This is a genomic window from Streptomyces sp. NPDC012888, from assembly GCF_042900645.1.
GTDB lineage: Bacteria > Actinomycetota > Actinomycetes > Streptomycetales > Streptomycetaceae > Streptomyces.
Map to the genome: position 1 here is coordinate 76,726 of NZ_JBIBBM010000001.1, position 26,563 is coordinate 103,288.

Annotated in this window: 17 protein-coding genes; 9 read left to right on the forward strand and 8 right to left on the reverse strand. The window is 73.0% G+C overall.

What is annotated here, in order from left to right; translation table 11 throughout:
* Nucleotides 1–8: 8 nt before the first annotated feature.
* Nucleotides 9–1,343: a M20 family metallopeptidase gene (locus tag ACFY61_RS00370; protein ID WP_389464874.1), complete on the reverse strand. Its 1,335-nt coding sequence runs from the start codon at nt 1,341–1,343 to the stop codon at nt 9–11.
* A 113-nt stretch (nt 1,344–1,456) separates the two neighbouring features.
* On the reverse strand, nt 1,457–3,517 hold the full coding sequence (locus ACFY61_RS00375; protein ID WP_389464876.1) for a PIG-L family deacetylase: 2,061 nt from the start codon (nt 3,515–3,517) through the stop codon (nt 1,457–1,459).
* A gap of 410 nt (nt 3,518–3,927) precedes the next feature.
* Between ACFY61_RS00375 and ACFY61_RS00380 the strand changes: the two genes are divergently transcribed.
* Nucleotides 3,928–6,915 (forward strand): bifunctional [glutamine synthetase] adenylyltransferase/[glutamine synthetase]-adenylyl-L-tyrosine phosphorylase, encoded by a 2,988-nt coding sequence (locus tag ACFY61_RS00380; protein WP_389464879.1) that lies wholly within the window; start codon nt 3,928–3,930, stop codon nt 6,913–6,915.
* A 34-nt stretch (nt 6,916–6,949) separates the two neighbouring features.
* Here ACFY61_RS00380 and ACFY61_RS00385 read toward each other — a convergent pair whose 3' ends face one another.
* The 4 genes from ACFY61_RS00385 to ACFY61_RS00400 all read right to left on the reverse strand — a co-directional run bounded on the left by ACFY61_RS00385 (nt 6,950) and on the right by ACFY61_RS00400 (nt 11,361).
* The gene (locus ACFY61_RS00385) at nt 6,950–7,516 is read right to left on the reverse strand and encodes a superoxide dismutase family protein (protein WP_389464882.1); all 567 of its coding nucleotides are present in this window, start codon (nt 7,514–7,516) and stop codon (nt 6,950–6,952) included.
* Between the two features lie 134 nt (nt 7,517–7,650).
* Complete coding sequence (locus ACFY61_RS00390) at nt 7,651–8,547, reverse strand: phosphatase PAP2 family protein (RefSeq protein WP_389464885.1); 897 nt, start codon at nt 8,545–8,547, stop codon at nt 7,651–7,653.
* Between the two features lie 103 nt (nt 8,548–8,650).
* On the reverse strand, nt 8,651–9,673 hold the full coding sequence (locus tag ACFY61_RS00395) for a LacI family DNA-binding transcriptional regulator (protein ID WP_389464888.1): 1,023 nt from the start codon (nt 9,671–9,673) through the stop codon (nt 8,651–8,653).
* Between the two features lie 26 nt (nt 9,674–9,699).
* Nucleotides 9,700–11,361, reverse strand: coding sequence for a glycoside hydrolase family 13 protein (locus ACFY61_RS00400; RefSeq protein WP_389464891.1), 1,662 nt, complete (start codon nt 11,359–11,361; stop codon nt 9,700–9,702).
* Nucleotides 11,362–11,521: 160 nt separating this feature from the next.
* Here ACFY61_RS00400 and ACFY61_RS00405 point away from each other — a divergent pair, with 160 nt between their 5' ends.
* The 6 genes from ACFY61_RS00405 to ACFY61_RS00430 all read left to right on the forward strand — a co-directional run bounded on the left by ACFY61_RS00405 (nt 11,522) and on the right by ACFY61_RS00430 (nt 18,171).
* Nucleotides 11,522–12,796 carry an extracellular solute-binding protein gene (locus ACFY61_RS00405; protein ID WP_389464893.1) on the forward strand — a complete coding sequence of 425 codons (1,275 nt, stop codon included), beginning with the start codon at nt 11,522–11,524 and terminating at the stop codon, nt 12,794–12,796.
* 7 nt (nt 12,797–12,803) lie between these two features.
* Nucleotides 12,804–13,796 carry a carbohydrate ABC transporter permease gene (locus ACFY61_RS00410; RefSeq protein ID WP_389464896.1) on the forward strand — a complete coding sequence of 331 codons (993 nt, stop codon included), beginning with the start codon at nt 12,804–12,806 and terminating at the stop codon, nt 13,794–13,796.
* A complete protein-coding gene (locus ACFY61_RS00415; RefSeq protein WP_389464899.1) occupies nt 13,712–14,662 on the forward strand; it encodes a sugar ABC transporter permease in 951 nt (316 codons plus the stop codon). The genes ACFY61_RS00410 and ACFY61_RS00415 overlap by 85 nt, the downstream gene beginning before the upstream one ends.
* A 161-nt stretch (nt 14,663–14,823) precedes the next feature.
* Nucleotides 14,824–16,494, forward strand: coding sequence for a glycoside hydrolase family 13 protein (locus tag ACFY61_RS00420; RefSeq protein WP_389464901.1), 1,671 nt, complete (start codon nt 14,824–14,826; stop codon nt 16,492–16,494).
* Nucleotides 16,491–17,513: a LacI family DNA-binding transcriptional regulator gene (locus ACFY61_RS00425; RefSeq protein WP_389464904.1), complete on the forward strand. Its 1,023-nt coding sequence runs from the start codon at nt 16,491–16,493 to the stop codon at nt 17,511–17,513. Before ACFY61_RS00420 ends, ACFY61_RS00425 begins: the two co-directional genes overlap by 4 nt.
* Before the next feature lie 103 nt (nt 17,514–17,616).
* Nucleotides 17,617–18,171: a DUF6434 domain-containing protein gene (locus ACFY61_RS00430; RefSeq protein ID WP_389464907.1), complete on the forward strand. Its 555-nt coding sequence runs from the start codon at nt 17,617–17,619 to the stop codon at nt 18,169–18,171.
* A gap of 262 nt (nt 18,172–18,433) precedes the next feature.
* Here the strand turns inward: ACFY61_RS00430 and ACFY61_RS00435 are convergent, their stop codons facing one another.
* Complete coding sequence (locus ACFY61_RS00435) at nt 18,434–18,718, reverse strand: helix-turn-helix domain-containing protein (RefSeq protein WP_389464909.1); 285 nt, start codon at nt 18,716–18,718, stop codon at nt 18,434–18,436.
* A 182-nt stretch (nt 18,719–18,900) separates the two neighbouring features.
* Between ACFY61_RS00435 and ACFY61_RS00440 the strand changes: the two genes are divergently transcribed.
* Nucleotides 18,901–20,598 (forward strand): carbohydrate-binding module family 20 domain-containing protein, encoded by a 1,698-nt coding sequence (locus ACFY61_RS00440; RefSeq protein WP_389464912.1) that lies wholly within the window; start codon nt 18,901–18,903, stop codon nt 20,596–20,598.
* 64 nt (nt 20,599–20,662) lie between these two features.
* Nucleotides 20,663–26,035, forward strand: a complete 5,373-nt coding sequence (pulA, locus tag ACFY61_RS00445; RefSeq protein ID WP_389464915.1) for a pullulanase-type alpha-1,6-glucosidase — start codon at nt 20,663–20,665, stop codon at nt 26,033–26,035.
* On the opposite strand, the gene ACFY61_RS00450 is transcribed toward pulA, so the two are convergent.
* Nucleotides 26,017–26,553, reverse strand: a complete 537-nt coding sequence (locus ACFY61_RS00450; RefSeq protein WP_389464917.1) for a GNAT family N-acetyltransferase — start codon at nt 26,551–26,553, stop codon at nt 26,017–26,019. The two genes, pulA and ACFY61_RS00450, sit on opposite strands and share 19 nt — an antisense overlap.
* Nucleotides 26,554–26,563 lie beyond the last annotated feature (10 nt).

Sequence of the window (26,563 nt, forward strand, 5' to 3'; positions counted from 1 at the left end):
GGGCCTTCTCATGCGCGGTGTGCGGTGCGTTCGGCGAGCCAGCCGGCCATGGCGCGTACGCCCACGCCGATGGCCCGTTCGTCGGGGGTGAAGGCCGGGTAGTGCGGGAAGGCGGTGTCCATCGGGGCGCCGGGCGTGCGGACGCCGAGGAAGGTGTAGGTGCCGGGCAGCTGCCGCAGGAACAGGCTGTAGTCCTCGCCGTTGAACGGGAACGCGGCGTACAGGGTGGTCACCGCGCGCGGGCCGAGCCGGTGGCGCAGGTGCCGGGCGAGGGCGTTCGCCTCGTCCTCGGGGCAGACCAGGGCGGGGAAGGGCTCCGGCCGGAAGGCCACGGTGGTGTCCGGGAAGGTTCGGGCGAGGGCGCGGATCCGTTCGCGGACCTCCGGCCACCGCGCCTCGGGCCAGCAGCGGTACGCGGCGCGCACGGAGAGCCGGCCGTCGGAGGCCGGTTCGGGGTCGGAGGCCTTGGTGACGAGGAACTCGGCGAGCGGGCCGTCCGGGGTGCGGACCTGCTCCACGAGCCGTTCGAGGTCGGCCTCCTTCGGGAAGGCGACGGTGCCGAGGGCGTGGTGGGCGGCGGCGAAGGCGGCGGCGGAGGCGGCCGGGTCGGGGCCGCCGAAGGTGACCGTGGCCTGGTCCTGCCCGGGCAGGCCGACGCCGGGGGTGACGGCGAGGGTGCCGACCGGGAACGGGCCGCAGTGCAGGGCGTGGATCTCGCGCGGCGCGTGGTCGCGCAGGACCCCGGCCGCGATCATGGCGGCGGCCCCCTGGAGGGTCTCCTCGGCGGGCTGGAACAGGAAGACGACGGTGCCCGCGAGGCGGTGGCGCAGCCCGGCGAGGACCTCGGCGACGCCGATGCCGATGGTGGCGTGCAAGTCGTGGCCGCAGGCGTGCACCGGCCCGGGGGCGCCGCCCGGCGTCTGGACCCCCTTGGCGGGGACGGCGTCCACGTCGGCCCGGTAGGCGACGGTACGGCCCGGCAGGGCGCCGCGCAGGACGGCGACGACGCCGTGTCCGGCGACCCCTTCGGTGACTTCCAGGCCCGCGGCCCGCAGCCGGGCCGCGGTGACGCGCGCGACGTGGTCCTCCTCGCCGGCGGTCCCGGGGTGGGCGTACAGGTCGCGGCGGACGGCGACCAGGTCCGCTTCGAGGCGGGCGGCGGCCCGGTCCACGGAGCGCTGGTCGATGCGGGCCCGGCCGGCGCCGTGCCCGCCCGCGCGGGTGGTGCCCGCGTGGGCGGTCCCGGCGTGGGCGGTGCCGGCCGCGGCGAGTGCGACGGCGGCGCCGGCGGTCGCGCCGAGGACGAGGCGGCGGCCCGGATCGGACCCGTGGTTGACGGTCATGCGTGCGTTCCCCCTGGTGCTGACGGTCCGTCGGCCGCGTCTGCGGCGACGGACCGTCAGCATCGGCGATGCATGATCGCCGGGCAAGGGGGGCGGGTGGACCGGTGGGCGGGTCAGCTCGTGGCGGGGTGCCAGGCCGGCCTGGGCGCGGTGGTGGTGCGGGTGGTGGTGTGGAGGCGGGCGTCGAGGCCGAGGACGGCCGTGGTGGTGGAGCCGGCGGTCTCCCGCAGGGCGGCCGGGGCCCCGGCGAAGAGGACGCGGGAGTCGGTCCAGGCCGGGGTGGTGCCCAGCGGGGTGGTGCCGATGCCGCCCTTGTCGGTACGGCCGGCCAGCAGGTCGGCGGTGGCGCTGACGGCCCCGTGACCGCCGCGCCCGCCGGCTTCGGTGACGGGGGAGACGGTGGGCTTGCCGCCGGTCGCGGTGACCAGCGCGGAGCGCACCGTACCGGCGTCGGGCCGGCGGAAGAACAGGCGGATGCCCGCGTCCTGGGGGGTGGCCGACAGCGGGACGGTGGTCGGGGGCAGGCCGGTGGCGAAGGGGCCCTGGAGCGGTCCCGCCGGGGTGCCGCGGGTCCAGGCGAGGACGGTCCGGGCGGTGGTGGCGAAGACGTGGGTGCGGCCGGCGGAGTCGGTGGCGGCGACCGGGTCGCTGTGGAGGTCGCCGCCGCCCAGCTGCTGCCAGGGGCCGAAGCCGCCGGCGGGCAGCTCGGTGGCGGCGCGCAGGGTGCGCCGGGCGTCGCGGAGGTAGACGGTCATGCGGCCGTCGGGGCCCACCGCCACCGCGGGGGCGCTGATCGCCGAGGTGCCCTCGGCGTCCGTGGCCTCGGGGGTTCCTGCCGACTTCCAGGCGCCGAACCGGCCGCCGGGGGCGGTCTGGACGGCGTACACGACCTCGCGCCGGTACTGGTCGGGCGCGGTGCCCAGGGTGGTGCGGGTGCCGAAGACGGCGACGCGGCCGTCGGGCAGCCGGGCGGCCGTGGCGCCCGGGTCGATGCCGGTGCCGGGGAGCAGGACGGGCCCGGTCCAGCCGGCGTCGGGGCCGGAGCCCTCGCGGGTCCAGTAGGCCATCTGACCGTCGAGTGCGGCGAAGGCCCACAGCCGGCCGCCGGTGCCCTCGGCCAGCCAGGAGGTGTTGTCGGCGCGGGTGTAGCGCAGGCTCTGGGCCCAGATGTGGCCGGTGCCTATGTTGCCGACCTTGCGGTCGCCGCATCCGGCCGGGCTGCCGCAGTGGTCGTGGCGGTCGGCCCAGCCGTAGGTGCGCAGGAAACCGATCTTGGCCTCGATGGTGCCGGGGTCGAGACTGCGGGGCAGGACGCCGTTGTGGTAGCCGAGGTAGTTCTGCACGGTGAAGTGCGGGCGGTTCTTCAGGCGGGCGTAGCGCTCGGTGGCGGCTTGGGTGAAGCGGGCCCCGTACATGTGGTCCTGGTGGTCGTCCGGGGTGTTGCTCTTGAAGTGCTTGCCGGGCGTGGGGTCCTGCATGCGTATGGTCGTGGGCTTGTAGCGCTCGATGACGCCCGCGATGGTCGCGGTGACCTGCTCCTTGGTGTACGTGAACGGCTGCTTGACCGGGCTGCCGGAGGTCAGCTGGGCGGACAGGGCCGGTATCCGGCCGTTCCACAGGCCGCGGAGGCTGTTGGGGCGGTCGGCACCTATGCTCCCGGCCTCGCGCAGCTGGAGCCAGACCAGGTTGACCTCCGGCTTGGCGAGCAGGACGTCGACCTCGGCGCGGCCGCCGCCGGCGGTGGGTATCTCGGTGCGGCTCCAGGCGGAGGCCCGGTCGCCGGTGGCCATCTGGGCGTAGGCGGCGCGGATGCCGTTCTGGCGGGCCTCGGCGTAGGCGGCGCGGTCGGCGGGCGGGCGCGGGTCCTTCCCGGCCGCGTTGACGCCGTCGGACTCGCCGGAGGTGAGGTAGGCGGTGGTCAGCCGGTGTCCGGAGAGCAGGGTGCGGCTGAGGTCCGGGTTCATGAAGAAGAGGTCGTCGTCGGGGTGGGCGACGATCTGCAGCACGGAGCCGTCGTTGGTGGAGATCGGGCGGACGGCCACGGCCTTGCCCCCGGGTGCTCGACCGGTTTCGGTGCCGGTCTCCTGTCCGTACGCGACGGCGAGGACGCCGGTGGCGCCGGCGGTGAGCACGGTGAGCAGGGCCGCGAGGCGGATGCGCGGGGCTGGAAGCATCTGTCACGCCTTGGGGAGGTCGGTCCGGTGCGGAAATCCGCTGAACAGTCAGGTAGAGGTCATTTCGGCGAAGTTGGTTCACCGAGTTCGTCGATGACTCCACTGGTTCCTGAAAAGACCGGCTCTGATTGTGCCCCGAGCGTTTGTGATCGCAAGAATCGCCCGCGATGCGGACGCGACCCCCTCCGGCGCACGTCCAAGCCCCACACGCCCGCCGCCCGCTGATGAACGGTCACCCGTATCGCCGGATTCGCGGAGCGCTGTCCACCGGCCGGCACCCCGTGTGACGTTCGACACGTGCGGCGGCGCCCCGGGCGTCCGGAGGCCGCGCCGGGAAGGGACGCGCCCGGGGCGCCGGATAGGCTCGGCAGGGATCACGGCTGGCGGCGACGGACGCGGGAGGCAGCGGGATGACGGTCCCGGGACGCAGGAGCAGCACCTTCATCCGGCTGCTGCGCAGCGGGTTCACCGACCCGTCCGCGGCCGGACGGCTGCTGGACTCCGACGCGCTGGCCGCCGTACGCAACGACCCGGTGCTGCTCGACGCCCTCGGCGCCACCGCCGACCCCGACCTGGCCCTCCGCGGCCTCGCCCGGCTCGCCGAGGCGCAGAGCGGGGACGAACGCCCGGCCCTGCTCGCCACCCTCGTCACCGCCAAACCGCTGCGCGACCGGCTGCTCGGCGTCCTCGGAGCCTCCGAGGCACTCGCCGACCACCTCGCCCGGCACCCCCGCGACTGGCAGGCACTCGTCACCTACGAGGCCGCCGACCTGCACCCCGGCCTCCCCGAGTTCGAGGAGTGCCTGGCCGAGGCGCACGACCCGGTGACGCTCCGGGTCGCCTACCGCCGCTGCCTGCTCTCCATCGCCGCCCGCGACGTCTGCGGCACCACCGACGTCGCCCAGACCGCCGCCGAACTCGCCGACCTCGCCACCGCCACCCTCCGCGCCGCCCTGCGCATCGCCTCCGCCGCGGCACCCGCCGACGCCCGCCTGTGCCGGCTCGCCGTCATCGCCATGGGCAAGTGCGGCGGCCACGAACTCAACTACGTCTCCGACGTCGACGTCATCTTCGTCGCCGACGCCGCCGACGGAGCCGACGAGGCCAAGGCCCTGCAGGCCGCCACCCGCCTCGCCTCCCACCTGATGCGGATCTGCTCCGAGACCACCGTCGAAGGCACCATCTGGCCCGTCGACGCCAACCTCCGCCCGGAGGGCCGCAACGGCCCCCTCGTCCGGACCCTCGCCTCCCACCTCGCCTACTACCAGCGCTGGGCCAAGACCTGGGAGTTCCAGGCCCTCCTCAAGGCCCGCGCCGTGGCCGGCGACCCGGAACTCGGCACCGCCTACGTCGACGCCATAACCCCGATGGTCTGGCAGGCCGCCGAACGCGAGAACTTCGTCGCCGACGTCCAGCAGATGCGCCGCCGCGTCGTCGACAACATCCCCGCCGCCCAGGTCGACCGCGAACTCAAACTCGGCCCCGGCGGCCTGCGCGACGTCGAGTTCGCCGTCCAGCTCCTCCAGCTCGTGCACGGCCGCAGCGACTCCACCCTCCGCTCCGGCACCACCCTCGACGCCCTGCACGCCCTCGCCGCGGGCGGCTACGTCGGCCGCGCCGACGCCGCCCAGCTCGGCGACGCCTACCGCTTCCTGCGCGCCATGGAGCACCGCATCCAGCTGTACCGGCTGCGCCGCACCCACCTGGTCCCCGAGGACGAGGCCGACCTGCGCCGCCTCGGCCGCTCCATGGGCCTGCGCACCGAACCCGTCGCCGAACTCAACAAGGCCTGGCGCCGGCACGCCTCCGTGGTCCGCCGGCTCCACGAGAAGCTCTTCTACCGGCCGCTGCTCGACGCCGTCGCCCAGCTCGCCCCCGGCGAGACCCGGCTCTCCCCGCGCGCCGCCGGCCAGCGCCTGGAGGCCCTCGGCTACGCCGACCCGGCCGCCGCGCTGCGCCACCTCGAAGCCCTGGCCTCCGGCGTCACCCGCAAGGCCGCGATCCAGCGCACCCTGCTCCCCGTGATGCTCGGCTGGTTCGCCGACTCCGCCGACCCGGACGCGGGCCTGCTCAACTTCCGCAAGGTCTCCGACGCCCTCGGCAAGACCCCCTGGTACCTCCGCCTGCTCCGCGACGAGGGCGCCGCCGCCGAGAACCTGGCCCGGGTGCTGTCCGCCGGCCGCTTCGCCCCCGACCTGCTGATGCGGGCCCCGGAGGCGGTGGCCCTGCTCGGCGACCCCGAGGGACTGGCGCCGCGCACCCCCGAGGCCCTGGAACAGGAGGTGCTGGCCGCCGTCGGCCGGGCCGGGAACGCCGAGGCCGCCGTCGCCGCCGCCCGCGGGGTCCGCCGGCGCGAGCTGTTCCGTACCGCCGCGGCCGACATCATCGCCTCGTACGGGACGGAGGACCAGCCCGCCATAGAGGACCCCGGCGCCCTCGTCGACCGCGTCGGCGACGCCGTCTCCGACCTGACCGCCGCCACCATCGGGGGCGCCCTGCGCGCCGCCGTCAGCGACACCTGGGGCGACACCCTCCCCACCCGGTTCGCGGTGATCGGCGTCGGCCGGTTCGGCGGCCACGAACTCGGCTACGGCTCGGACGCCGACGTCCTCTTCGTCCACGAGCCCCGCGAGGGCGTCGACGAACAGGAGGCCGCCCGCGCCGCCCAGACCGTCATCGCCGAGATGCGCCGGCTGCTCCAGCTGCCCACCGCCGACCCGCCGCTGCTGATCGACGCCGACCTGCGCCCCGAGGGCCGCAGCGGCCCGCTGGTCCGCACCCTCGCCTCGTACGCCGCCTACTACAAGCGCTGGTCACTGGTGTGGGAGAGCCAGGCCCTGCTGCGCGCCGAGCCGGTGGCCGGCGACGAGGACCTCGGCCGCCGCTTCATCGAGCTGGTCGACCCGCTGCGCTACCCGATGGAGGGCATCGGCGAGGACGCCGCCCGCGAGATCCGCCGCCTCAAGGCCCGGATGGAGTCGGAGCGGCTGCCGCGCGGCGCCGACCCCACCCTGCACACCAAACTCGGCCGCGGCGGCCTCAGCGACGTCGAGTGGACGGTCCAGCTCCTCCAGCTCCGGCACGGCTGGTCCGAGCCCGGCCTGCGCACCACCCGCACCCGGCAGGCCCTGTCCGCCGCGCACGCGGCCGGGCTGATCCCCACCGAGGAGGCGCAGGTCCTCGACGAGGCCTGGGTGCTGGCCACCCGCGTCCGCAACGCGGTCATGCTGGTCCGCGGCCGCGCCGGCGACACCTTCCCCACGGAAGCCCGCGAACTGGCCGCCGTCGGCCGCTACCTCGGCTACGGCGAAGGGCGGGTCGGCGAGATGCTGGACGACTACCGCCGCGTCACCCGCCGCGCCCGCGCGGTGGTCGACGAGTACTTCTACGGGGCCTGACGGGCACGCGCCGCCGGCCGCGGACCGGGGCGGCTCAGAACGGCACGGTCAGGCAGCCGTGCCGCGGGCCCGCCACGCCGGCCTCGCCGGGGCCGGTCCTGGTGCGGTGGTCGTGGACGATCACCGAGTGGGCGCGCCGGTCGGCCGGGAACTGCCAGTCGACGAGCGCGCGGGCGGTGGCCTCGCCCCGGGCGTCGGTGGTGAAGTCCAGCCAGATCTCGTTGTCCGGGTTGGCGTACGCGGGGTCCGTCGACGGCTGCACCGGGTCCTGTACGTACTGGAAGTGCCCGCCGGCCGCAGCCCCGTCCGTCGGGTGGCAGGCCTTCTGGTGCGCGTGCGCGCCGTACGCGCGGTTCGGTATGAGACCCCGCACGCGCAACTTCACGAGCGTCTTGCCGCCGGGCCGGTAGTGCGCCCGGACCCGGGCGGTGGCGCCCGCCGGCACGTACTCCGCGTGGTACGAGACCAGCGGCCGGAGACCGGTGTCGACCCGGTCGCCCGAGCCGGAGCCGTGGCCGGTGGCCGCCGCGAGCGGCGCGGCCGGGCCGGCCAGGAGCGCCGCGGCCAGGCCGCCGGCCGTGAGGAAGAGCTGGGTTCGCATGGGACATCCCCTCTCGGTGGACCCGTGCGGTGCCGGAGGCTCCGGTTCGGACGGGCGCGGTCCACCCTGGTCCCGGGCGGGTGCCGCCGCGCGCCGGGCGGTGCGACCGGGTGACGCCCCCACCGGGGCGGCCCTCAGACCCGTCCGCTGCCGAACCGGGCCCGCAGGTAGGCGGTCGCCGGATGGGGGTCCCCGTCCAGCGGCAGTCGCGGCAGGCGGTGGGGGAGGGCGCCGTACCAGGCGCGGGAGAGGGTGTAGCCGAAGGCCAGGCAGATGATGCCGCCGACCGCGTCCAGCCAGAAGTGGTTGGCGGTGGCGACGATGACCACCAGGGTGGCGGTGGGGTACAGCAGGCCGAGGATCCGCGCCCAGGGGGCGGCGGCCACCGCGTAGATGGTCAGCCCGCACCACAGCGACCAGCCGATGTGCATGGAGGGCATGGCCGCGTACTGGTTGGACATGTTCTTGAGGTTGCCCGAGGCCATGGAGCCCCAGGTGTGGTGGACCAGCACCGTGTCGATGAAGTCCTGCCCGTTCATCAGCCGGGGCGGCGCGAGCGGGTAGAGGTAGTAGCCGACCAGGGCCACGCCGGTGGTGGCGAAGAGCACCATGCGGGTGGCGGCGTACCGGCCGGGGTGCCGGCGGTAGATCCACACCAGCACGCCGATGGTCACCACGAAGTGCAGCGTCGCGTAGTAGTAGTTCATGCCGACGATCAGCCACGTGACCGAGTTCACGGCGTGGTTGACCGTCTGCTCCACGGCGATGCCGAGGCCCTGCTCGACCTCCCAGATCCAGTCGGCGTTCCGCAGCGCGACCGCCTTCTGCTCCGGCACGGCGTTGCGGATCAGCGAGTAGGTCCAGTAGCTCACCGCGATGAGCAGGATCTCGAACCAGATCCGCGGCCTGCGGGGTGCGCGCATCCGTTCCAGGAGTGTGCGCCGGCCCTCCGGGCGGCCCTCCCCTCCGGTCACGGTGGGTGACGAGACGTCCGTAAGGGTTTCCAGTGTCTTCACGCTCGATTCACCCATGGGGTCAGAGTCTGCCAGATGGCGTCGCGGGCCCGATCATCCCTCGGTACCGTCTTGGCCGGCCCGGCATCCGCCCTGTGGAGGACCCCCGCCGCGGCATCCCCTACGGCCGGCGCGGACCCGATGCCGTGGACCCGCGGACCACCAGCTCGGGCATGAAGACGAACTCGCTGTGCGGGGCCGGAGTGCCCCCGATCTCCTCCAGGAGGGTGCGCACCGCCGCCTGGCCCATCGCCTGCACCGGCTGACGGATCGTGGTCAGCGGCGGATCGGTGAAGGCTATGAGGGGGGAGTCGTCGAAGCCGACCACCGACACGTCCTGCGGGACCCGCAGCCCGCGCTGCCGCGCCGCCCGGACCGCGCCCAGGGCCATCATGTCGCTGGCGCAGACCACGGCCGTGCAGCCGCGTTCGATCAGTGCGGCCGCCGCGGCCTGCCCGCCCTCCAGGGTGTAGAGGGAGTGCTGGATCAGTTCCTCGGCCGCCGCCTCGTCCAGGCCCAGCCGTTCGTGCACGGCCGACCGGAAGCCCTCGATCTTGCGCAGCACCGGCACGAACCGCTTGGGGCCGACGGCCAGCCCGATCCGGGTGTGCCCGAGGGCGGTGAGGTGGGTGACGGCCAGGTGCATCGCTGCCCGGTCGTCGGGGGAGACGAAGGGGGCCTGGACCTTGTCGGAGAAGCCGTTGATCAGGACGTACGGGACGCCCTGCCCGCGCAGCTGGTCGTAGCGCGTGGTGTCGGCGGTGGTGTCGGCGTGGAGGCCGGAGACGAAGATGATGCCGGAGACCCCGCGGTCCACCAGCATCTCGGTCAGTTCGTCCTCGGTGGAGCCGCCGGGGGTCTGGGTGGCCAGCACCGGGGTGTAGCCCTGCCGGGTCAGCGCCTGCCCGATGACCTGGGCCAGCGCCGGGAAGATGGGGTTGTCCAGCTCGGGGGTTATGAGCCCGACCAGTCCCGCGCTGCGCTGCCGCAGCCGTACGGGCCGCTCGTAGCCGAGCACGTCGAGCGCGGCCAGCACGGATTCGCGGGTGCCCGCTGCCACACCCGGCTTGCCGTTGAGCACCCGGCTGACGGTGGCTTCGCTGACCCCCGCCTGAGCTGCGATGTCGGCAAGCCGCGCGGTCATGGGACTGGACCTTACCGGGCGTTCGTTCACGATGCCCACCACGTGCACGAATCCGCGGGCAGCCAGGCGGTGCGACGGCCCGCCTCGACCGGCGCGCTGGACAGTACGGGCCGGCCGGGCACCGGCAGCTCCACCGGCTCCGGCCTGGTGTTGAGGGTGCAGACGAACCCGGGCCGGGAGTAGACCAGCACCCCCTCGGGGGAGGGCAGCCAGCGCAGCGGCCCGGCCTCGGGCCCGCCGAGCCCGGGCAGCTCCCGGCGCAGTTCCAGGGCGGCGCGGTAGAGCTCCAGGGTGGAGTGCGGGTCGCCGGTCTGCGCGGCCACGCTCAGCCCGGCCCAGGTGTCGGGCTGAGGCAGCCAGCTGCCGCCGGGCCCGAACCCGTACGGGGGGAGCTCGCCGGACCAGGGCAGCGGGACGCGGCACCCGTCGCGCAGCCCGTCCTGCCCGGCGGTGCGCAGGAAGGCGGGGTCCCGGCGCACCTCGTCGGGGAGGTCGGTGACCTCGGGCAGGCCCAGTTCCTCCCCCTGGTAGAGGTAGGCGGAGCCGGGCAGGGCCAGCATGAACAGGGCGGCGGCGCGGGCCCGGCGCAGGCTCCCGTAACGGGTGCGGTGGCGGACCACGTCGTGGTTGGACAGCACCCAGGTGGTGGGGGCGCCGACGGCGTCGGTGGCGGCCATTGACTCGTCGACCACGGTACGGACCGCCTCCGCGTCCCAGGGGCACTGCAGGAAGCGGAAGTTGAAGGCCTGGTGCAGCTCGTCTGGGCGGACGTAGCGGGCCAGCCGCTCGGAGTCGGGCGCCCAGGCCTCGGCGACGCCGATCCGCTGGCCGCCGTAGGAGTCGAGCAGCCGTCGCCAGGAGCGGTGGATCTCGTGGACGCCCTCCTGGTCGAAGAAGGGCAGCGGCTGGCTGCCGATCAGGGTGGCCTGCCGGGCCGCGCCCACGTCGGGCAGCCCGGGGGCCTTGACCATGCCGTGGGCGACGTCCACGCGGAACCCGTCCACGCCCAGGTCCAGCCAGAACCGGAGCACGGAGTGGAACTCCTCGGCGACCTCCCGGTGGTCCCAGTCGAGGTCGGGCTGCTCGGGGGCGAACAGGTGCAGGTACCACTCGCCGTCCGGGAGCCGGGTCCAGGCGGGCCCGCCGAAGACGGACTCCCAGTCATTGGGCGGCAGCGATCCGTCCGGGCCGCGGCCGGGCCGGAAGTGGTAGCGGGCCCGGTCGGGGCCGCCGGGCGAGTCGGCGAGGGCGGCCAGGAACCAGGGGTGCCGGTCCGAGGTGTGGTTGGGCACCACGTCGACGATCACCTTCAGCCCCCGCGCGTGCGCGGCGCGGACCAGCTCGCCGGCGTCGGCGAGGTCGCCGAAGAGCGGGTCGACGGAGCGGTAGTCGGCGACGTCGTAGCCGCCGTCGGCCTGGGGGGAGGCGTAGAAGGGGGTGAGCCAGATCGCGTCCACGCCGAGGCGGTGCAGGTGGGGCAGGCGCTCGCGGATCCCCCGGAGGTCGCCGACACCGTCGCCGTCGCTGTCGGCGAAGGAGCGGACGTAGACCTGGTAGATGACGGCGTCGCGCCACCAGCCCGCGCCCGCCCCGCCGCCGGCCGCCGGGTCGGCCGCACTTGCGGAAGCGCTTGCGGAAGCACTTGCGGAAGCGCTTGCGACGCGGGGTGGGGCGAGCTCTTGGGTCATACCGGGTCAACGCCTGGGGCACCGTCCGGACACGCGGATGTAACAATCGCCTCCGCTTGCAGAAATTTGCCGCAAGCTCTTTCGGACAGCTTTCAGGCTTGTTACGTTCTCGGCAACTCGGGACCGCGAGGGCGCGGCCGGGATCATCGAAGGAGTTCATATGCGGCGTGGCATAGCGGCCACCGCGCTGGTCGCGGCCCTGGCGCTCGCGGCGACGGCTTGCGGCGGTGACGACAAGGACAGCGGCGGCGAGGTCAAGGCCGGCGGGGAGCTCTCGGGCACCGTCACCTGGTGGGACACCTCCAACGACACCGAGAAGGCGACCTTCCAGAAGATCGCCGAGGCGTTCAAGGCCAAGCACCCCAAGGTCACCGTCAAGTACGTCAACGTCCCCTACGGCGACGCGCAGAACAAGGTGAAGAACGCCTTCAGCAGCGGCTCCGAAGCGCCCGACGTGATCCGCGCCGACGTCGGCTGGGTGGCCGATTTCGCCTCCCTCGGCTACCTGGACAAGGTCCCCGCCGAGACCGCGAAGAAGGTCGACGCCGACTTCCTGCCGGCCGCCGCGGCCAGCGGCAGGTTCGACGGCCAGATGTACGCCGTTCCCCAGGTCATCGACTCGCTCGGCCTCTTCTACAACAAGAAGATGCTGGCCGACGCCGGTGTGACGCCCCCCACCAACCTGGAGGAGCTGAAGGCCGCCGGCGCCAAGATCAAGGAGAAGACCGGCAAGACCGGCCTGTACCTCCGCGGCGACGACTCCTACTGGTTCCTGCCGTTCATCTACGGCGAGGGCGGCGACCTGGTCGACGCCAAGAACAAGACCGTCACCGTCGACGGCCCGGCCGGCGTCAAGGCCTTCAAGGCCGCTCGTGACCTCGTCACCTCGGGTGCCGCGATCACCAACGCCACCGACGGCTACGACAACATGCAGAACGCCTTCAAGAACGGCGAAGTGGCCATGATGGTCAACGGCCCGTGGGCGATCAAGGACGCCTACGCCGGCGCCCAGTTCACCGACAAGGCCAACCTCGGCATCGCCCCGGTCCCGGCCGGCTCCGCCCGCGCCGGCGGCCCGCAGGGCGGCCACGACCTCGGCGTCTACGCCGGTTCGAAGAACCGCGCCGCCGCCCACGCCTTCGTCGAGTACATGACCTCGCCCGAGGTCCAGGTGCAGGTCACCAAGGAGCTGAGCCTGCTCCCGACCCGGACCGCCGCGTACGAGCAGCCCGACGTCAAGTCCAACGAGATGGTCCAGTTCTTCAAGCCGGCCGTCGACAAGGCCGTCGAGCGCGCCTGGATCCCGGAGAACGGCAGCCTCTTCGCCCCGCTCCAGGTCGAGTACACGAAGGCCGTCACCGGCGCCTCCAGCCCGGAGGACGCGGCCAAGGCCGCCGGCGCCGAGTTCCGCAAGATCCTCAAGGGTTGGAAGTAACACCACCATGGCTGTCCACACCAGCCGGACAGCGGCACCGGCCGCGGGCGAGAAGACCGCCCGCGGCCGCGGCCGCGGCGGCCTGAAGCGCGCGCTCGCCACCCACTGGTACGCCTGGGCCATGGTCGCCCCGGTGGTCCTCGTACTCGGCGTGATCATCGGATGGCCGCTGGTCCGCGGCGTCTACCTGTCGCTGACCGACGCCAACGAGCGCAACGTCGCCCGGACCATCGGCGCCAACACCATCGAGGCGACGTACGAGTTCGTCGGGCTCCAGAACTACGCCGCGGTCCTCGGCGACCCGGTGTTCTGGCAGCGGCTGGTGTGGACGGTGACCTGGACCGTCGTCTGCGTGTCCGTCACGTTCACGCTCGGACTGGTCCTGGCGAACATGCTCAACCGGAACTTCCGGGGCCGCGCCGCCTACCGGATGGCGCTGATCCTGCCGTGGGCGGTGCCCGGCTTCGTCTCCGTCTTCGCCTGGCGGTTCCTCTTCAACCGCGACAACGGCATCCTCAACAAGGTGCTCGAAGGCGGCGGCATCGCGGCCGTGCCCTGGCTCGACGACCCCACCTGGGCCAAGCTCGCCGTCATCACCGTCAACGTGTGGCTCGGCGTCCCCTTCATGATGGTCGCCCTCCTCGGCGGCCTCCAGTCCATCCCCGGCGAGCTCTACGAGGCCGCCGAGATGGACGGCGCGAGCGCCTGGCAGCGCTTCCGGCACATCACGCTGCCCGGACTGCGCGCGGTCAGCATGACGGTGATCCTGCTCTCCACCATCTGGACCTTCAACATGTTCCCGGTGATCTTCCTGCTGACCCGCGGCGGACCCGGCGACTCCACCGAGATCCTGGTGACCCAGGCCTTCCGCGAGGCGTTCGTGTCCAGCCCCCGCGACTTCGCCGGCTCGGCGGCATGGGGCGTGCTCATCCTCGCCCTGCTCATGATCTTCGCGCTGGTCTACCGGCGCGCACTGCGCAAGCAGGGAGAGGTGTGGTGACCGTGGCCGCCTCCGTACGTCCCGCACGTCCCGTCCGCCCGCGCGGCAAGCGCTCGCCGCTCGCCTCCTTCGGACTGCACGCGACCCTCGTCGCGGCCTCCGTCATCGCCGTCTTCCCGGTCCTCTGGGTGCTGCTGACCTCCTTCAAGCCCGCGGGCAAGGCCGTCAGCACGGACTTCGTCAAGGACCCCACCCTGGAGAACTACCGCTTCCTGGTGGAGTCCACCTCCTTCTTCACCTGGTTCGCCAACTCCGTGCTGGTCGCCGGCGTCACCACGGTCCTCGGCGTGTTCATCGCGGCCACCACCGGCTACGCCGTCAGCCGCTTCCGGTTCCCCGGCATGCGCCCGCTGATGTGGACCCTGCTGATCACCCAGATGTTCCCCATGGCCATCCTGATCGTGCCGCTCTACAACCTGATGGGGCAGCTCGGGCTGCTCAACCAGCCGGTCGGCCTGATCATCACGTACCTCACCATCGCCGTGCCGTTCTGCGCCTGGATGATGAAGGGCTTCTTCGACACCATCCCCGTCGAGATCGACGAATCCGGCCGGGTGGACGGCCTCAACCCCTTCGGCACCTTCTGGCGGCTCATCCTGCCGCTGGCCCGCCCCGGCCTCGCCGTCACCGGCTTCTACTCCTTCATCACCGCCTGGGGCGAGGTGGCCTACGCCTCCGCCTTCATGGTCGGCGACGACAACCTGACCCTGGCCGGCGGCCTGCAGACCTTCGTCACCCAGTACACGGCCAACTGGGGCCCGATGACGGCCGCCTCGGTCCTCATCGCCGTCCCCGCCGCGGTGTTCTTCGTCTTCGCCCAGCGGCACCTCGTCGCCGGCATGACGGCCGGAGCCACCAAGGGCTGAGCCGCGCGCGGGCCGTCGCGGCCCGCGCGTCCGACCGGCCGGCCGGCCGACGCACGCGGTACGCAACGCACGTCACGTACGTACGCACGCACGCAACCGTTCCAGCACGGCGCCGCCCCCGACCAGGGCGGCGCCGTCCACCCCGAAACCCCAGGGATGACATGACCCAGCACCTCGCTGCCCCCGCCGCACCGACCACCGGCACGCACACGGGATGGTGGAGAGACGCGGTGATCTACCAGGTCTACCCGCGCAGCTTCGCCGACGGCAACGGCGACGGCATGGGCGACCTCGCGGGCGTGCGCAGCAGACTCCCCTACCTGAAGGAACTCGGGGTCGACGCCGTCTGGCTCAGCCCCTTCTACGCCTCCCCGCAGGCCGACGCGGGCTACGACGTCGCCGACTACCGGGCCATCGACCCCATGTTCGGCACCCTCCACGACGCCGACGCGCTGATCCGCGAGGCCCACGCCCTGGGCCTGCGCATCATCGTCGACCTCGTGCCCAACCACTGCTCCGACCAGCACGACTGGTTCAAGCAGGCCCTGCGCGAGGGCCCCGGCTCCCGGCTGCGCGAACGCTTCCACTTCCGCCCCGGCCAGGGCGAGAACGGCGAACTCCCGCCCAACGACTGGGAGTCCATATTCGGCGGACCGGCCTGGACCCGCGTCGCCGACGGCGAGTGGTACCTGCACCTCTTCGCGCCCGAGCAGCCCGACTTCAACTGGGAGCACCCGGCCGTCCAGGACGAGTTCCGCTCGATCCTGCGGTTCTGGCTCGACCTCGGCGCCGACGGCTTCCGCGTCGACGTCGCCCACGGCCTGGTCAAGGCCCCCGGTCTGCCCGACATCGGCGGCGGGGACCAGCTCAAGCTGCTCGGCAACGACGTCATGCCCTTCTTCGACCAGGACGGCGTCCACGAGATCTACCGCTCCTGGCGCCGGATCCTCGACGAGTACGAGGGCGACCGCGTCCTGGTCGCCGAGGCCTGGACCCCCACGGTCGAGCGCACCGCCCGGTACGTCCGCCCCGACGAGATGCACCAGGCGTTCAACTTCCAGTACCTGACGACGGACTGGGACGCCGCCGCGCTGCGCGAGGTCATCGACGGCTCGCTCGCCGCGATGCGGCCCGTCGGCGCCCCCACCACCTGGGTGCTGTCCAACCACGACGTCACCCGGCACGCGACCCGGTTCGCGAACCCCGCCGGCCTGGGCACGCAGCTGCGCGAGGCGGGCGACCGCGAGCTCGGCCTGCGGCGCGCCCGGGCGGCGACCCTGCTGATGCTGGCGCTGCCCGGCTCGGCCTACGTCTACCAGGGCGAGGAGCTCGGCCTGCCCGACGTCACCGACCTGCCGGACGAGGTCCGCCAGGACCCCTCGTTCTTCCGCGCGGCCGGCCAGGACGGCTTCCGCGACGGCTGCCGGGTTCCGATCCCGTGGTCGGGCACCGAGGCGCCGTACGGCTTCGGCACGGGTGGCAGCTGGCTGCCGCAGCCGGACTCCTGGGCGGAGCTGAGCGTGGCCGCGCAGACCGGGGACCCGTCCTCCACGCTGGAGTTGTACCGCGCCGCGCTGCGGCTGCGCCGCGAGCGGCCGGACCTGGGCGCGGGCGAGACGGTGGAGTGGCAGGAGGCCCCCGAGGGCGTGCTGGTGTTCCGCCGTGGGGACTTCCTCTGCGCCGCCAACACGACGGGCGGGGCGGTGACCCTGCCCGTGGCGGGCGAGGTCCTGCTGTCGAGCGGCGCGGTGGGCGAGGACGGCGTGGTGCCGGGCGGGGACGGCGTGCTGCCGGCCGACACCACGGTGTGGTGGCAGGTGACGTCGGGGTGACCTCCCCCCTCCGGCTGACGGACATCGCCGCGCAGGCCCAGGTCAGCGAGGCGACCGTCAGCCGTGTGCTGAACGGCAAGGCGGGCGTGGCGGCGGGCACCCGGCACAAGGTGCTGGCCGCGATGGACCTGCTCGGCTACGAGCGGCCGGTGCGGCTGCGGCGGCGCAGCAACGGGCTGGTGGGGCTGCTCATACCCGAGCTGACCAACCCGATCTTCCCGGCGTTCGCCCAGGTCATCGAGCAGGCGCTGGCGGGTCACGGGTACACGCCGGTGCTGTGCACGCAGACGCCGGGCGGGGCGACGGAGGACGAGCTGGTCGAGCAGCTGGAACAGCGCGGTGTGACCGGCATCGTGTTCCTGTCCGGCCTGCACGCCGACGCGGCCGCGGACCCGGCGCGGTACCAGGGGCTGGTGGCGCGCGGGGTGCCGTTCGTCATGATCAACGGGTTCAACGAGCACGTGAACGCGCCGTTCGTCTCCCCGGACGACCGGGCGGCGGCGCGGATGGCCGTACGCCACCTCGCGGACCTCGGACACGAGCGGATCGGGCTGGCGATAGGGCCGACCCGGTACGTGCCCTCCGCCCGCAAGGCGGAGGGGTTCCGGGCGGCCCTGGCCGAACTGGGCCTGCCCTGCGAGGAGGCGGACCTCCAGCGCACGCTGTTCACCGTCGAGGGCGGCCACGCGGCGGGCGGCGCGCTGCTGGACCGCGGCTGCACGGGCGTGGTCTGCGGCAGCGACCCGATGGCGCTCGGCGTGATCCGGGCGGCGCGGGAGCGGGGGTTGCGGGTGCCGGAGGACGTGTCGGTCGTCGGCTTCGACGACTCCCCGCTGATCCCGTTCACCGATCCGCCGCTGACCACCGTGCGGCAGCCGGTGCGCGCGATGGCCACGGCGGCGGTGGGGGCGCTGCTGGAGGCGGTGGCCGGGAACCCGGTCCAGCGCACGGAGTTCGTGTTCCAGCCGGAACTCGTCGTCCGCGGGTCGACGGCGCAGCCGCCGGCCGCGGTCCACTAGCTCGGGGATCGTCTCCGAGACCCGCCAGGCGCCGGGGCCCGTCACGGGGCCCCGGCGCCATCCCGCGTTCCGGTCCGGGCGGTGGTGGCCCCTAGGTGGGAACGTGAGTACGAATTCGGGGTCTGAGGTGCGGCCGGAGCTGGGGCCGGGACTGAGTGGGGACGAGCTGGTCCGGTGGTACTGGACGCTGGCCGAGCTGAGTTCGCTCGCGCGGGAGTTGGGGGTGCCGCGGGGTGGGGGCAAGGCGGCGCTGACCGAGCGGCTGCGGGTGGTGCTGGACGGGGGCGCGGTGCCGGCTGCGCCTGTGCGGGCGCGGCGGGGCGGGCGGCAGTTGGCCGCGCCGGTGGACGCGTCCACGGTGATTCCCGAGGGGCAGCGGTGCAGTCAGGTGCTGCGGGAGTTCTTCCGGCGGGAGATCGGGGCGGGGTTCCACTTCGACGGGTTCATGCGGGCGTTCGTGGCGGAGGGGGCCGGGCGGACGCTGGGGGATGCGGTGGCGCACTGGTACGAGACGCGTGCGGCTGCTGCTGAGCCGGGGGAGATCGGGGCGCAGTTCGAGCTGAACCGGTTCCTGCGGGACTGGCACGCGGCGAACCCGGCGGGGGGCCGGGCGGAGGCGCTGGCGGCGTGGCGGGAGCATCGGGGGCGGCCGCGCTGAGGGTGGACGGGGGCGGGGGCGGGGGGCGGGGGGCTCCGGGCAGGGGTGTCCGGGACTGCATGATTTACGGCGCCCGCGAGGAACCCGGGCGGTCGGGCGGTGGTAGCGCCGCAAATCACGCTTTACGTCCCGGACACCCCAGCCCTCCGCCCCCGTCCCCCTCCCGCCGTCCGCCGGCTAGCCGTGCGAGGTGGCGATTCTCGTACGCACCGATCTCCACGGCCTGGGCCTCGAGCTTGGCCAGGTCCCGGACCTTCTTCGGTTAGCGGGCCTTGATCACGTCCGCCTTCATGGCGGAGATCTTGCCCTTCGCCTCCAGCGCCTCGTCCGCCTTGCCGAGGTACTCCGGGCGGGGGATGCGCTGGCCGCGCTCGATCTTGCTGATCAGGTCGGGGCCGTAGTCCATGCGGGCGGCGAACTGGCCGAAGGTGAGGCCGGCGGCCTCACGCCACACCTTCAGTCGGCGGCCGATCGCCGTCACCACCGCCCCGGACTCGTCCTCCGGGTCGAGTTCCCGACTGGACTGGTCCGTGTCTTGCGTGCTCACCCGCACAGGCTATGCGCGTACGGGCACGCAGAGTGAGCGAAAGGGGGGAAACGGGCCCGGTGCGGGGGAGTTGCAAGGGGAGATCGGAAACAATTCTGCAATCTCTTGCGCAAGGTCTTGCAACACGATGGGGTGCCCCCTACGGTCGCCACAATCCCCAACCTCTCCGCCAGGAGGCCCCCATGCGCCCCACGCGCACAGTAAGAACCCTGGCCGCGGCGGCGGTGTCCGCCGCGGCCCTCGTCGTGCCCGCGCAGCAGGCCGTCGCCGCTCCGCCCGGGACCAAGGACGTCACGGCGGTGCTCTTCGAGTGGCGGTTCGCCGACGTCGCCCGGGCCTGTGCCGAGTCGCTCGGCCCCGCCGGGTACGGGTACGTGCAGGTGTCCCCGCCGCAGGAGCACGTCCAGGGGTCCCAGTGGTGGACCTCGTACCAGCCCGTCAGCTACAAGATCGCCGGGCGGCTCGGGGACCGGGCCGCGTTCAAGAGCATGATCGACGCCTGTCACGCCGCCGGGGTGAAGGTCGTCGTGGACTCCGTGATCAACCACATGGCCGGTCCGCAGGACCCGAACGCCACCCTGGTGGGGACGGGCGGGTCGACGTTTCGGAAGTACGACTACCCCGGTGTCTACTCCGGCTCCGACATGGACGACTGCCGGGCCGAGATCACCAACTACCAGGACAAGGGCAACGTCCAGAACTGCGAGCTGGTCAAGCTCGCCGACCTGGACACCGGCGAGGAGTACGTGCGGGGGCGGATCGCCGCCTACCTGAACGACCTGTCGTCGCTGGGTGTCGACGGGTTCCGGATCGACGCCGCCAAGCACATGCCCGCCGGTGACCTCGCGAACATCAAGTCGCGGCTGACGAACCCGAACGTCTACTGGAAGCAGGAGGCGATATTCGGTGCCGGTGAGGCCGTCTCGCCCAGTGAGTACCTCGGCAGCGGGGACGTGCAGGAGTTCCGGTACGCCCGTGACCTGAAGCGGGTGTTCCAGAGCGAGAACCTGGCCTACCTGAAGAACTTCGGGGAGGGCTGGGGGTACATGGCCTCCGGTAAGTCCGGGGTGTTCGTGGACAACCACGACACCGAGCGGAACGGCGAGACCCTCAACTACAAGTACGGGTCGGCCTACACGCTCGCCTCGGTGTTCATGCTGGCCTGGCCGTACGGGTCCCCGGACGTGCACTCCGGGTACGAGTGGAGTGACAAGGACGCCGGGCCGCCCAACGGGGGCCGGGTGAACGCCTGTTACACCGACGGGTGGAAGTGCCAGCACGCCTGGCGGGAGATCTCCTCCATGGTCGCCTTCCGGAACACGGCCCACGGTCAGGGCGTCGTGAACTGGTGGGACAACGGCGGGGACCAGATCGCGTTCGGGCGTGGGGCCAAGGCGTACGTCGCCATCAACCACGAGGGCGCCGCGCTGACGCGGACCTTCCAGAGCTCCCTGCCGGCCGGCGACTACTGCGACGTGCAGAGCAACCGGACGGTCACCGTCAACGGCTCCGGGCAGTTCACCGCGACCGTCGCGCCCGGTACCGCCCTGGCCCTGCACGCCGGTGCCCGCAGCTGCACGGCCTCCGCCGGCGGGGCGTCCTTCGCCGTGACCGCCACCACGGTCCCGGGGCAGAACGTGCACGTGGTCGGCGACCACGCTGCGCTGGGCGGCTGGAACACGGCCGTGGCGCCCAGGCTCGACCCGGCCGCCTACCCGGTCTGGAAGCTGGACGTGTCCCTGCCCGCGGGCACCAGCTTCGCCTACAAGTACGTCCGCAAGGACGGGTCCGGGAACGTCACCTGGGAGAGCGGGGCCAACCGCACCGCCACCGTCCCCGCCAACGGCAAGGTCACCCTGACCGACACCTGGCGCAACTGATCCCCCGGCCGCCGCCGGGTGCCGCCCGGCGGCGGTCCTCCTCCCCCGAACAAGGAGTCCCGCCTTGATACGCCCAGCAGCAGGTACCGTCGCGGCCGCCCTGGCCGTGACCCTCCTGCCGGCCCTGCCCGCAGCCGCGGCCGCGCGTCCCCCCGCGCCGCCCTCGGACGCCCGGCTCGCCGCCCAGCCCGCCCGTCACGACCTGACCCGGGAGCAGTTCTACTTCGTGCTGCCGGACCGGTTCGCCAACGGGGACCCGCGCAACGACCGGGGCGGGCTCTCCGGAGGGCGGCTGGAGACCGGGTTCGATCCCGCCGACAAGGGCTTCTACCAGGGCGGCGACCTCAAGGGCCTCACGGAGCGGCTCGACTACATCAAGGGGCTGGGCACCACCGCGATCTGGCTGGCGCCGATCTTCAAGAACCAGCCCGTGCAGGGCACGGCCGCGAACGCCTCGGCCGGCTACCACGGCTACTGGATCACCGACTTCACCCAGGTCGACCCCCACTTCGGCACCAACGCCGAGCTGGAGAAGCTGATCGACAAGGCCCACGCCAAGGGCATGAAGGTCTTCTTCGACGTCATCACCAACCACACGGCCGACGTCGTCGACTACGAGGAGAAGTCCTACGAGTACCTGTCGAAGGGAGCGTTCCCGTACCTCACGAAGGACGGCGTGCCCTTCGACGACAGCGCGTACGCGGACGGGAAGAAGAAGTTCCCGGCCGTCGGGGTGGATTCCTTCCCGCGCACCCCCGTGGTGCCCGCCGGGAAGAAGGACCTCAAGGTGCCCGGGTGGCTCAACGACCCGACGATGTACCACAACCGGGGCGACTCCACCTTCGCCGGCGAGTCGAGTGAGCAGGGCGACTTCGTCGGCCTCGACGACCTGTGGACCGAACGCCCCGAGGTCGTGCGGGGAATGACCGCGATCTACGAGAAGTGGGTCCGCGACTTCGACATCGACGGCTTCCGCATCGACACGGTCAAGCACGTCAACAGCGAGTTCTGGACCCAGTGGGCCACCGCCCTCGACGCCTACGCGGCCAGGCGGGGACGGCCCGACTTCTTCATGTTCGGTGAGGTGTACTCCGCCGACCCGGCCGTCACCGCCCCGTACGTCACCCGCGGCCGCCTCGACTCCACCCTCGACTTCCCCCTCCAGGACGCCATCCGCGCGTACGCCTCCCAGGGCGCCGGAGCCGGCCGGCTCGCCGGGGTCTTCGCCCAGGACCACCGCTACACCACCGACAAGGCCAACGCCTACGAGCAGGTCGGTTTCCTCGGCAACCACGACATGGGCCGCTTCGGCACCTTCCTGAAGCAGGACCGGCCGGGCGCGCCGGAGAGCGAGCTCCTCGCCCGGTACCGGCTCGCCAACGAGATCATGTTCCTCAGCCGGGGCAACCCCGTCGTCTACTACGGCGACGAGCAGGGCTTCACCGGCGCCGGAGGCGACAAGGACGCCCGGCAGACCCTCTTCGCGTCGAAGACCGCCGACTACCTGGACGACGACCAGCTCGGCACCGACCGCACCCACGGCAGCGACGCCTACGACCCGCAGCACCCCCTGTACCGGCAGATCGCCGGGCTGTCCCGGCTGACCAAGGCGCACCCGGCGCTCCGCGACGGCGTGCAGACCGAGCGGCTCGCCGACGGGACCCTGTACGGCTTCACCCGCACCGACGGCGCCGGCCGGGCCCGGCACGAGTACGCCGTGGCCGTCAACAACGGGGCCGAACCGGTCACCGTCGACCTCCCCGTGGACAGTGCGGCCCGCACCCGGTTCACCACCCTCTACGGGGGGCCCGACACCGGGGCCCGCGTCACCGCCGAAGGCCGGCTGCGGCTCACCGTCCCCGCCCTCGGGTCGGTCGTGGCCCGTGCCGACGCGCCGCTGCCCGGCCCGGCCGCCGCGCCCGCCGTCATCCTGAAGGCGCCGGCCGCCGGAGCCACGGGCACGGTCGAGGTCTCCGCCGACGTCAGCGGCGGCGCCCTGAACCGGGTCGTATTCGCCGCGCAGACCGGCGACGGCCCCTGGCAGGTCCTCGGCTCCGCCGACCACGCCCCGCACAAGGTGACCCACCACCTCACCGCCCCGGCCGGCACCGCCGTCCGCTACAAGGCCGTCGTCGTCGACACCGCCGGCCGGACCGCGAGCGCCCGCGCCGAGACCGTCACCGGCGCCCCGGCGGTCCCCGAGACCCCCACCGCCACCCAGCGGGACCACGTGGTCGTCCACTACAACCGTCCCGACGGGAACTACGACGGCTGGAGCCTGTACGCCTGGGGCGACGTCGCCGAGACCAAGCCCTGGCCGCAGGGCGCGCCGTTCACCGGCCGCGACGCCTACGGCGCCTTCGCGTACGTCCCGCTCAAGCCCGGCGCGAACTCCGTCGGCTACCTGGTCGTGGACAAGGACGGCAACAAGGACGTCGCCGCCGACCGCACCATCGACGTGACCCGGACCGGCGAGATCTGGATCGACCAGGGCAAGGAGGCCCCGCGGCCCCAGCGCCCGGCGTACCCGCCGCAGGACACCACCAAGGCCGTCCTCCACCACCAGCGGCCGGACGGCGACCACGACGGCTGGGGGCTGCACGTCTGGGCCGGCGCGGCCACCCCGACCGACTGGTCCAAGCCGCTGATGCCCGCCCGCTTCGACTCCTACGGCGCGGTGTACGAGGTACCCCTCGCCGCCGGGGCCACCTCCCTCTCGTACATCCTCCACAAGGGCGACGAGAAGGACCTGCCCGCCGATCAGTCCCTCGACCTGAAGGCCGCCGGCCACGAGGTGTGGCTGCTGGCCGGACGCGAGAAGCACCTGCTCCCGCAGCCCGCGGGCAGCTCCGCCGCCCTCGACCTCACCACCTCGCACGCGGTCTGGATCGACCGGGACACCGTCGCCTGGAACGCTCCCGCGACCGCCGCCTCCGCGACCCTGCTCGCCTCCCGGGCGGGCACCGTCAAGGCGGAGAACGGCACCCTCACCGGCACGGACGGCGCCACCGCGCTGCGCCTGCGCCCGGCGGCCGCGCTGACAGACGAGCAGAAGCGGAAGTTCCCGCACCTCGCCTCCTACCGGGCCTTCACCGTCGACCCGCGCGACCGCGAACGCGTCCGCGAGGCCCTGCGCGGCCAGCTGGTCGCGACCGCCCGCGCCGCGAACGGCGCCGTGCTGGCCGCCACCGGCGTACAGCTCGCCGGGGTCCTCGACGACCTGTACGCCACCCGGGCCGCACTCGGCCCGGTGTTCGCCCGGACCGGGGTGACCCTGTCCGTGTGGGCGCCGACCGCGCAGAAGGTCGCCCTCGAACTCGACGGCCGGACCGTGCCGATGCGCCGCGACGACACCACCGGCGTGTGGACCGCGCAGGGACCCCGCTCCTGGACCGGCAAGAAGTACCGCTACGCCGTCACCGTGTGGGCACCCACCGCCGGGGCGGTCGTCACCAACCTGGTCACCGACCCCTACTCCACCGCCCTGACCACCGACTCCACCCACAGCCTGGCCGTGGACCTGACCGACCCGGCGCTCGCGCCCAAGGGATGGCGCGACCTGCGCAAGCCCGCCGCCGTACCGCTCACCAAGGCGCAGATCCAGGAACTCCACATCCGCGACTTCTCCATCGCGGACCGCACCTCCGCCCACCCCGGCCGGTACCTGGCCTTCACCGACACCGACTCGGCCGGCATGAAGCACCTCCGCTCCCTGGCCGCCGCCGGCACCTCCTACGTCCACCTCCTGCCGGCCTTCGACATCGGCACCATCCCGGAGGACCCGGCCGACCGCACCGAACCCGCCTGCGACCTGGCCGCCCACGCACCCGACTCCGAGGAACAGCAGGCCTGCGTCGCGGCCGCCGCGGCGAAGGACGGCTACAACTGGGGCTACGACCCGCTGCACTACACCGTCCCGGAGGGCTCCTACGCGAGCGACCCGAACGGAACCGCGCGTACCGTCGAGTTCCGGCGGATGGTCCAGTCGCTGAACGGCGCCGGGCTGCGCACCGTGATGGACGTCGTCTACAACCACACCGTCGCGGCCGGCCAGTCCGACAAGTCGGTGCTGGACCGCATCGTCCCCGGCTACTACCAGCGGCTGCTGCCGGACGGCAAGGTCGCCACGTCCACCTGCTGCGCCAACACCGCACCCGAGAACGCCATGATGGGCCGCCTGGTCGTCGACTCGATCGTCACCTGGGCCAAGGAGTACAAGGTCGACGGCTTCCGCTTCGACCTCATGGGCCACCACCCGAAGGACAACGTCCTCGCCGTCCGCCAGGCCCTCGACGCCCTGACCGTGGAGAAGGACGGCGTCGACGGAAAGGCGATCATCCTGTACGGCGAGGGCTGGAACTTCGGCGAGGTCGCCGACGACGCCCGCTTCGTCCAGGCCACGCAGAAGAACATGGCCGGCACCGGCATCGCCACCTTCTCCGACCGGGCGCGGGACGCCGTCCGCGGCGGCGGCCCCTTCGACGAGGACCCCCGCGTCCAGGGCTTCGCCTCCGGCCTGTTCACCGCCCCCAACTCCTCACCGGCCAACGGCACCCCGGCCGAGCAGCGCGCCCGCCTGCTCCACGCCCAGGACCTGATCAAGGTGGGCCTGTCCGGCAACCTCGCCTCGTACCGCTTCACCGACAGCGCCGGCCGTACGGTCAAGGGCGCCGACGTCGACTACAACGGCCAGCCCGCCGGGTACGCCGCGAACCCCGGCGACGCCCTCGCCTACGCGGACGCCCACGACAACGAATCCCTCTACGACGCCCTGACCTACAAACTCCCGGTCGGCACGACCGAGTCCGACAAGGCGCGCATGCAGGTCATCGCCATGGCCGCGGCGGCGCTCTCCCAGGGACCGGCGCTCTCCCAGGCCGGCACCGACCTGCTCCGCTCCAAGTCCCTCGACCGCAACTCCTACGACAGCGGCGACTGGTTCAACGCGATCCACTGGGACTGCCGCAACGGCAACGGCTTCGGCCGCGGCCTCCCGCCGGCGGCCGACAACCGGGCGAAGTGGCCGTACGCCGAGCCGCTGCTCACCGGACCGGTCCCCACTTGCACCGACATCACCGGTGCCGCCGGCGCCTACCGCGACCTGCTGCGGATCCGCACCACGGAAGGGGCCTTCTCCCTCGCCACGGCGGCGGAGGTCCAGGACCGGCTCGCCTTCCCGCTGTCCGGCAAGGACGAGACCCCGGGCGTCATCACCATGACGCTGGGCGACCTGGTCGTCGTCTTCAACGCGACGCCCGCCGCCCGGTCCCAGCACGTGTCCGCGCTCGCCGGAGAGGACTACCGCCTGCACCCGGTGCAGGCGTCAGGCTCCGACCAGCTGGTCCGCCGGTCCGGCTACGACCGGGCCACCGGGACGTTCACCGTCCCGGCGCGCACGGTCGCCGTGTTCACCCGGGGTCAGACCACCAGGAGCTGATCCAGCCGCTTCTCCAGCAGGACGACCCCGTACACCCGGCCGTCCTTCCCCTCCTTGTTGGGGAGCTCCCCGACCACCCGGTAGCCCGCCCCCTGGTAGTAGGCGAGCAGCCGGGGGTTGGTGGACACGCAGTCCAGCCGCGCCCGCTCCCGTCCGGTCCTGGCGATCCGCCGCTCGGCATGTCCGAGCATGCGGCGCCCGGTACCGGCGGGAGCGGTGTCGCGTTCGACCATCAGCCGGTGCACGTACCCGGCGACCGGGGGCTGCACCCCCCACGCCTCCTCGTCGGACCACCACAGCTCGTAGGCGCCGACCACCCGCCCGTCCCCGTCCGAGGCGAGCCACACCTCACCGTCCCGCATCCGGGCCCGGAAGTGCCCCTGGTCCTTGTCCCCGACCTTCCACTGGTCGATCCCGCCGCTCTTCATCCACCGCGCGGCGGCGTCGTACAAGGCCACCAGCGTCGCGGCGTCCTTCTCCCCGGCCTGCCGGAACACGATCCCCTCATCAATGATCACGCCGGAATTA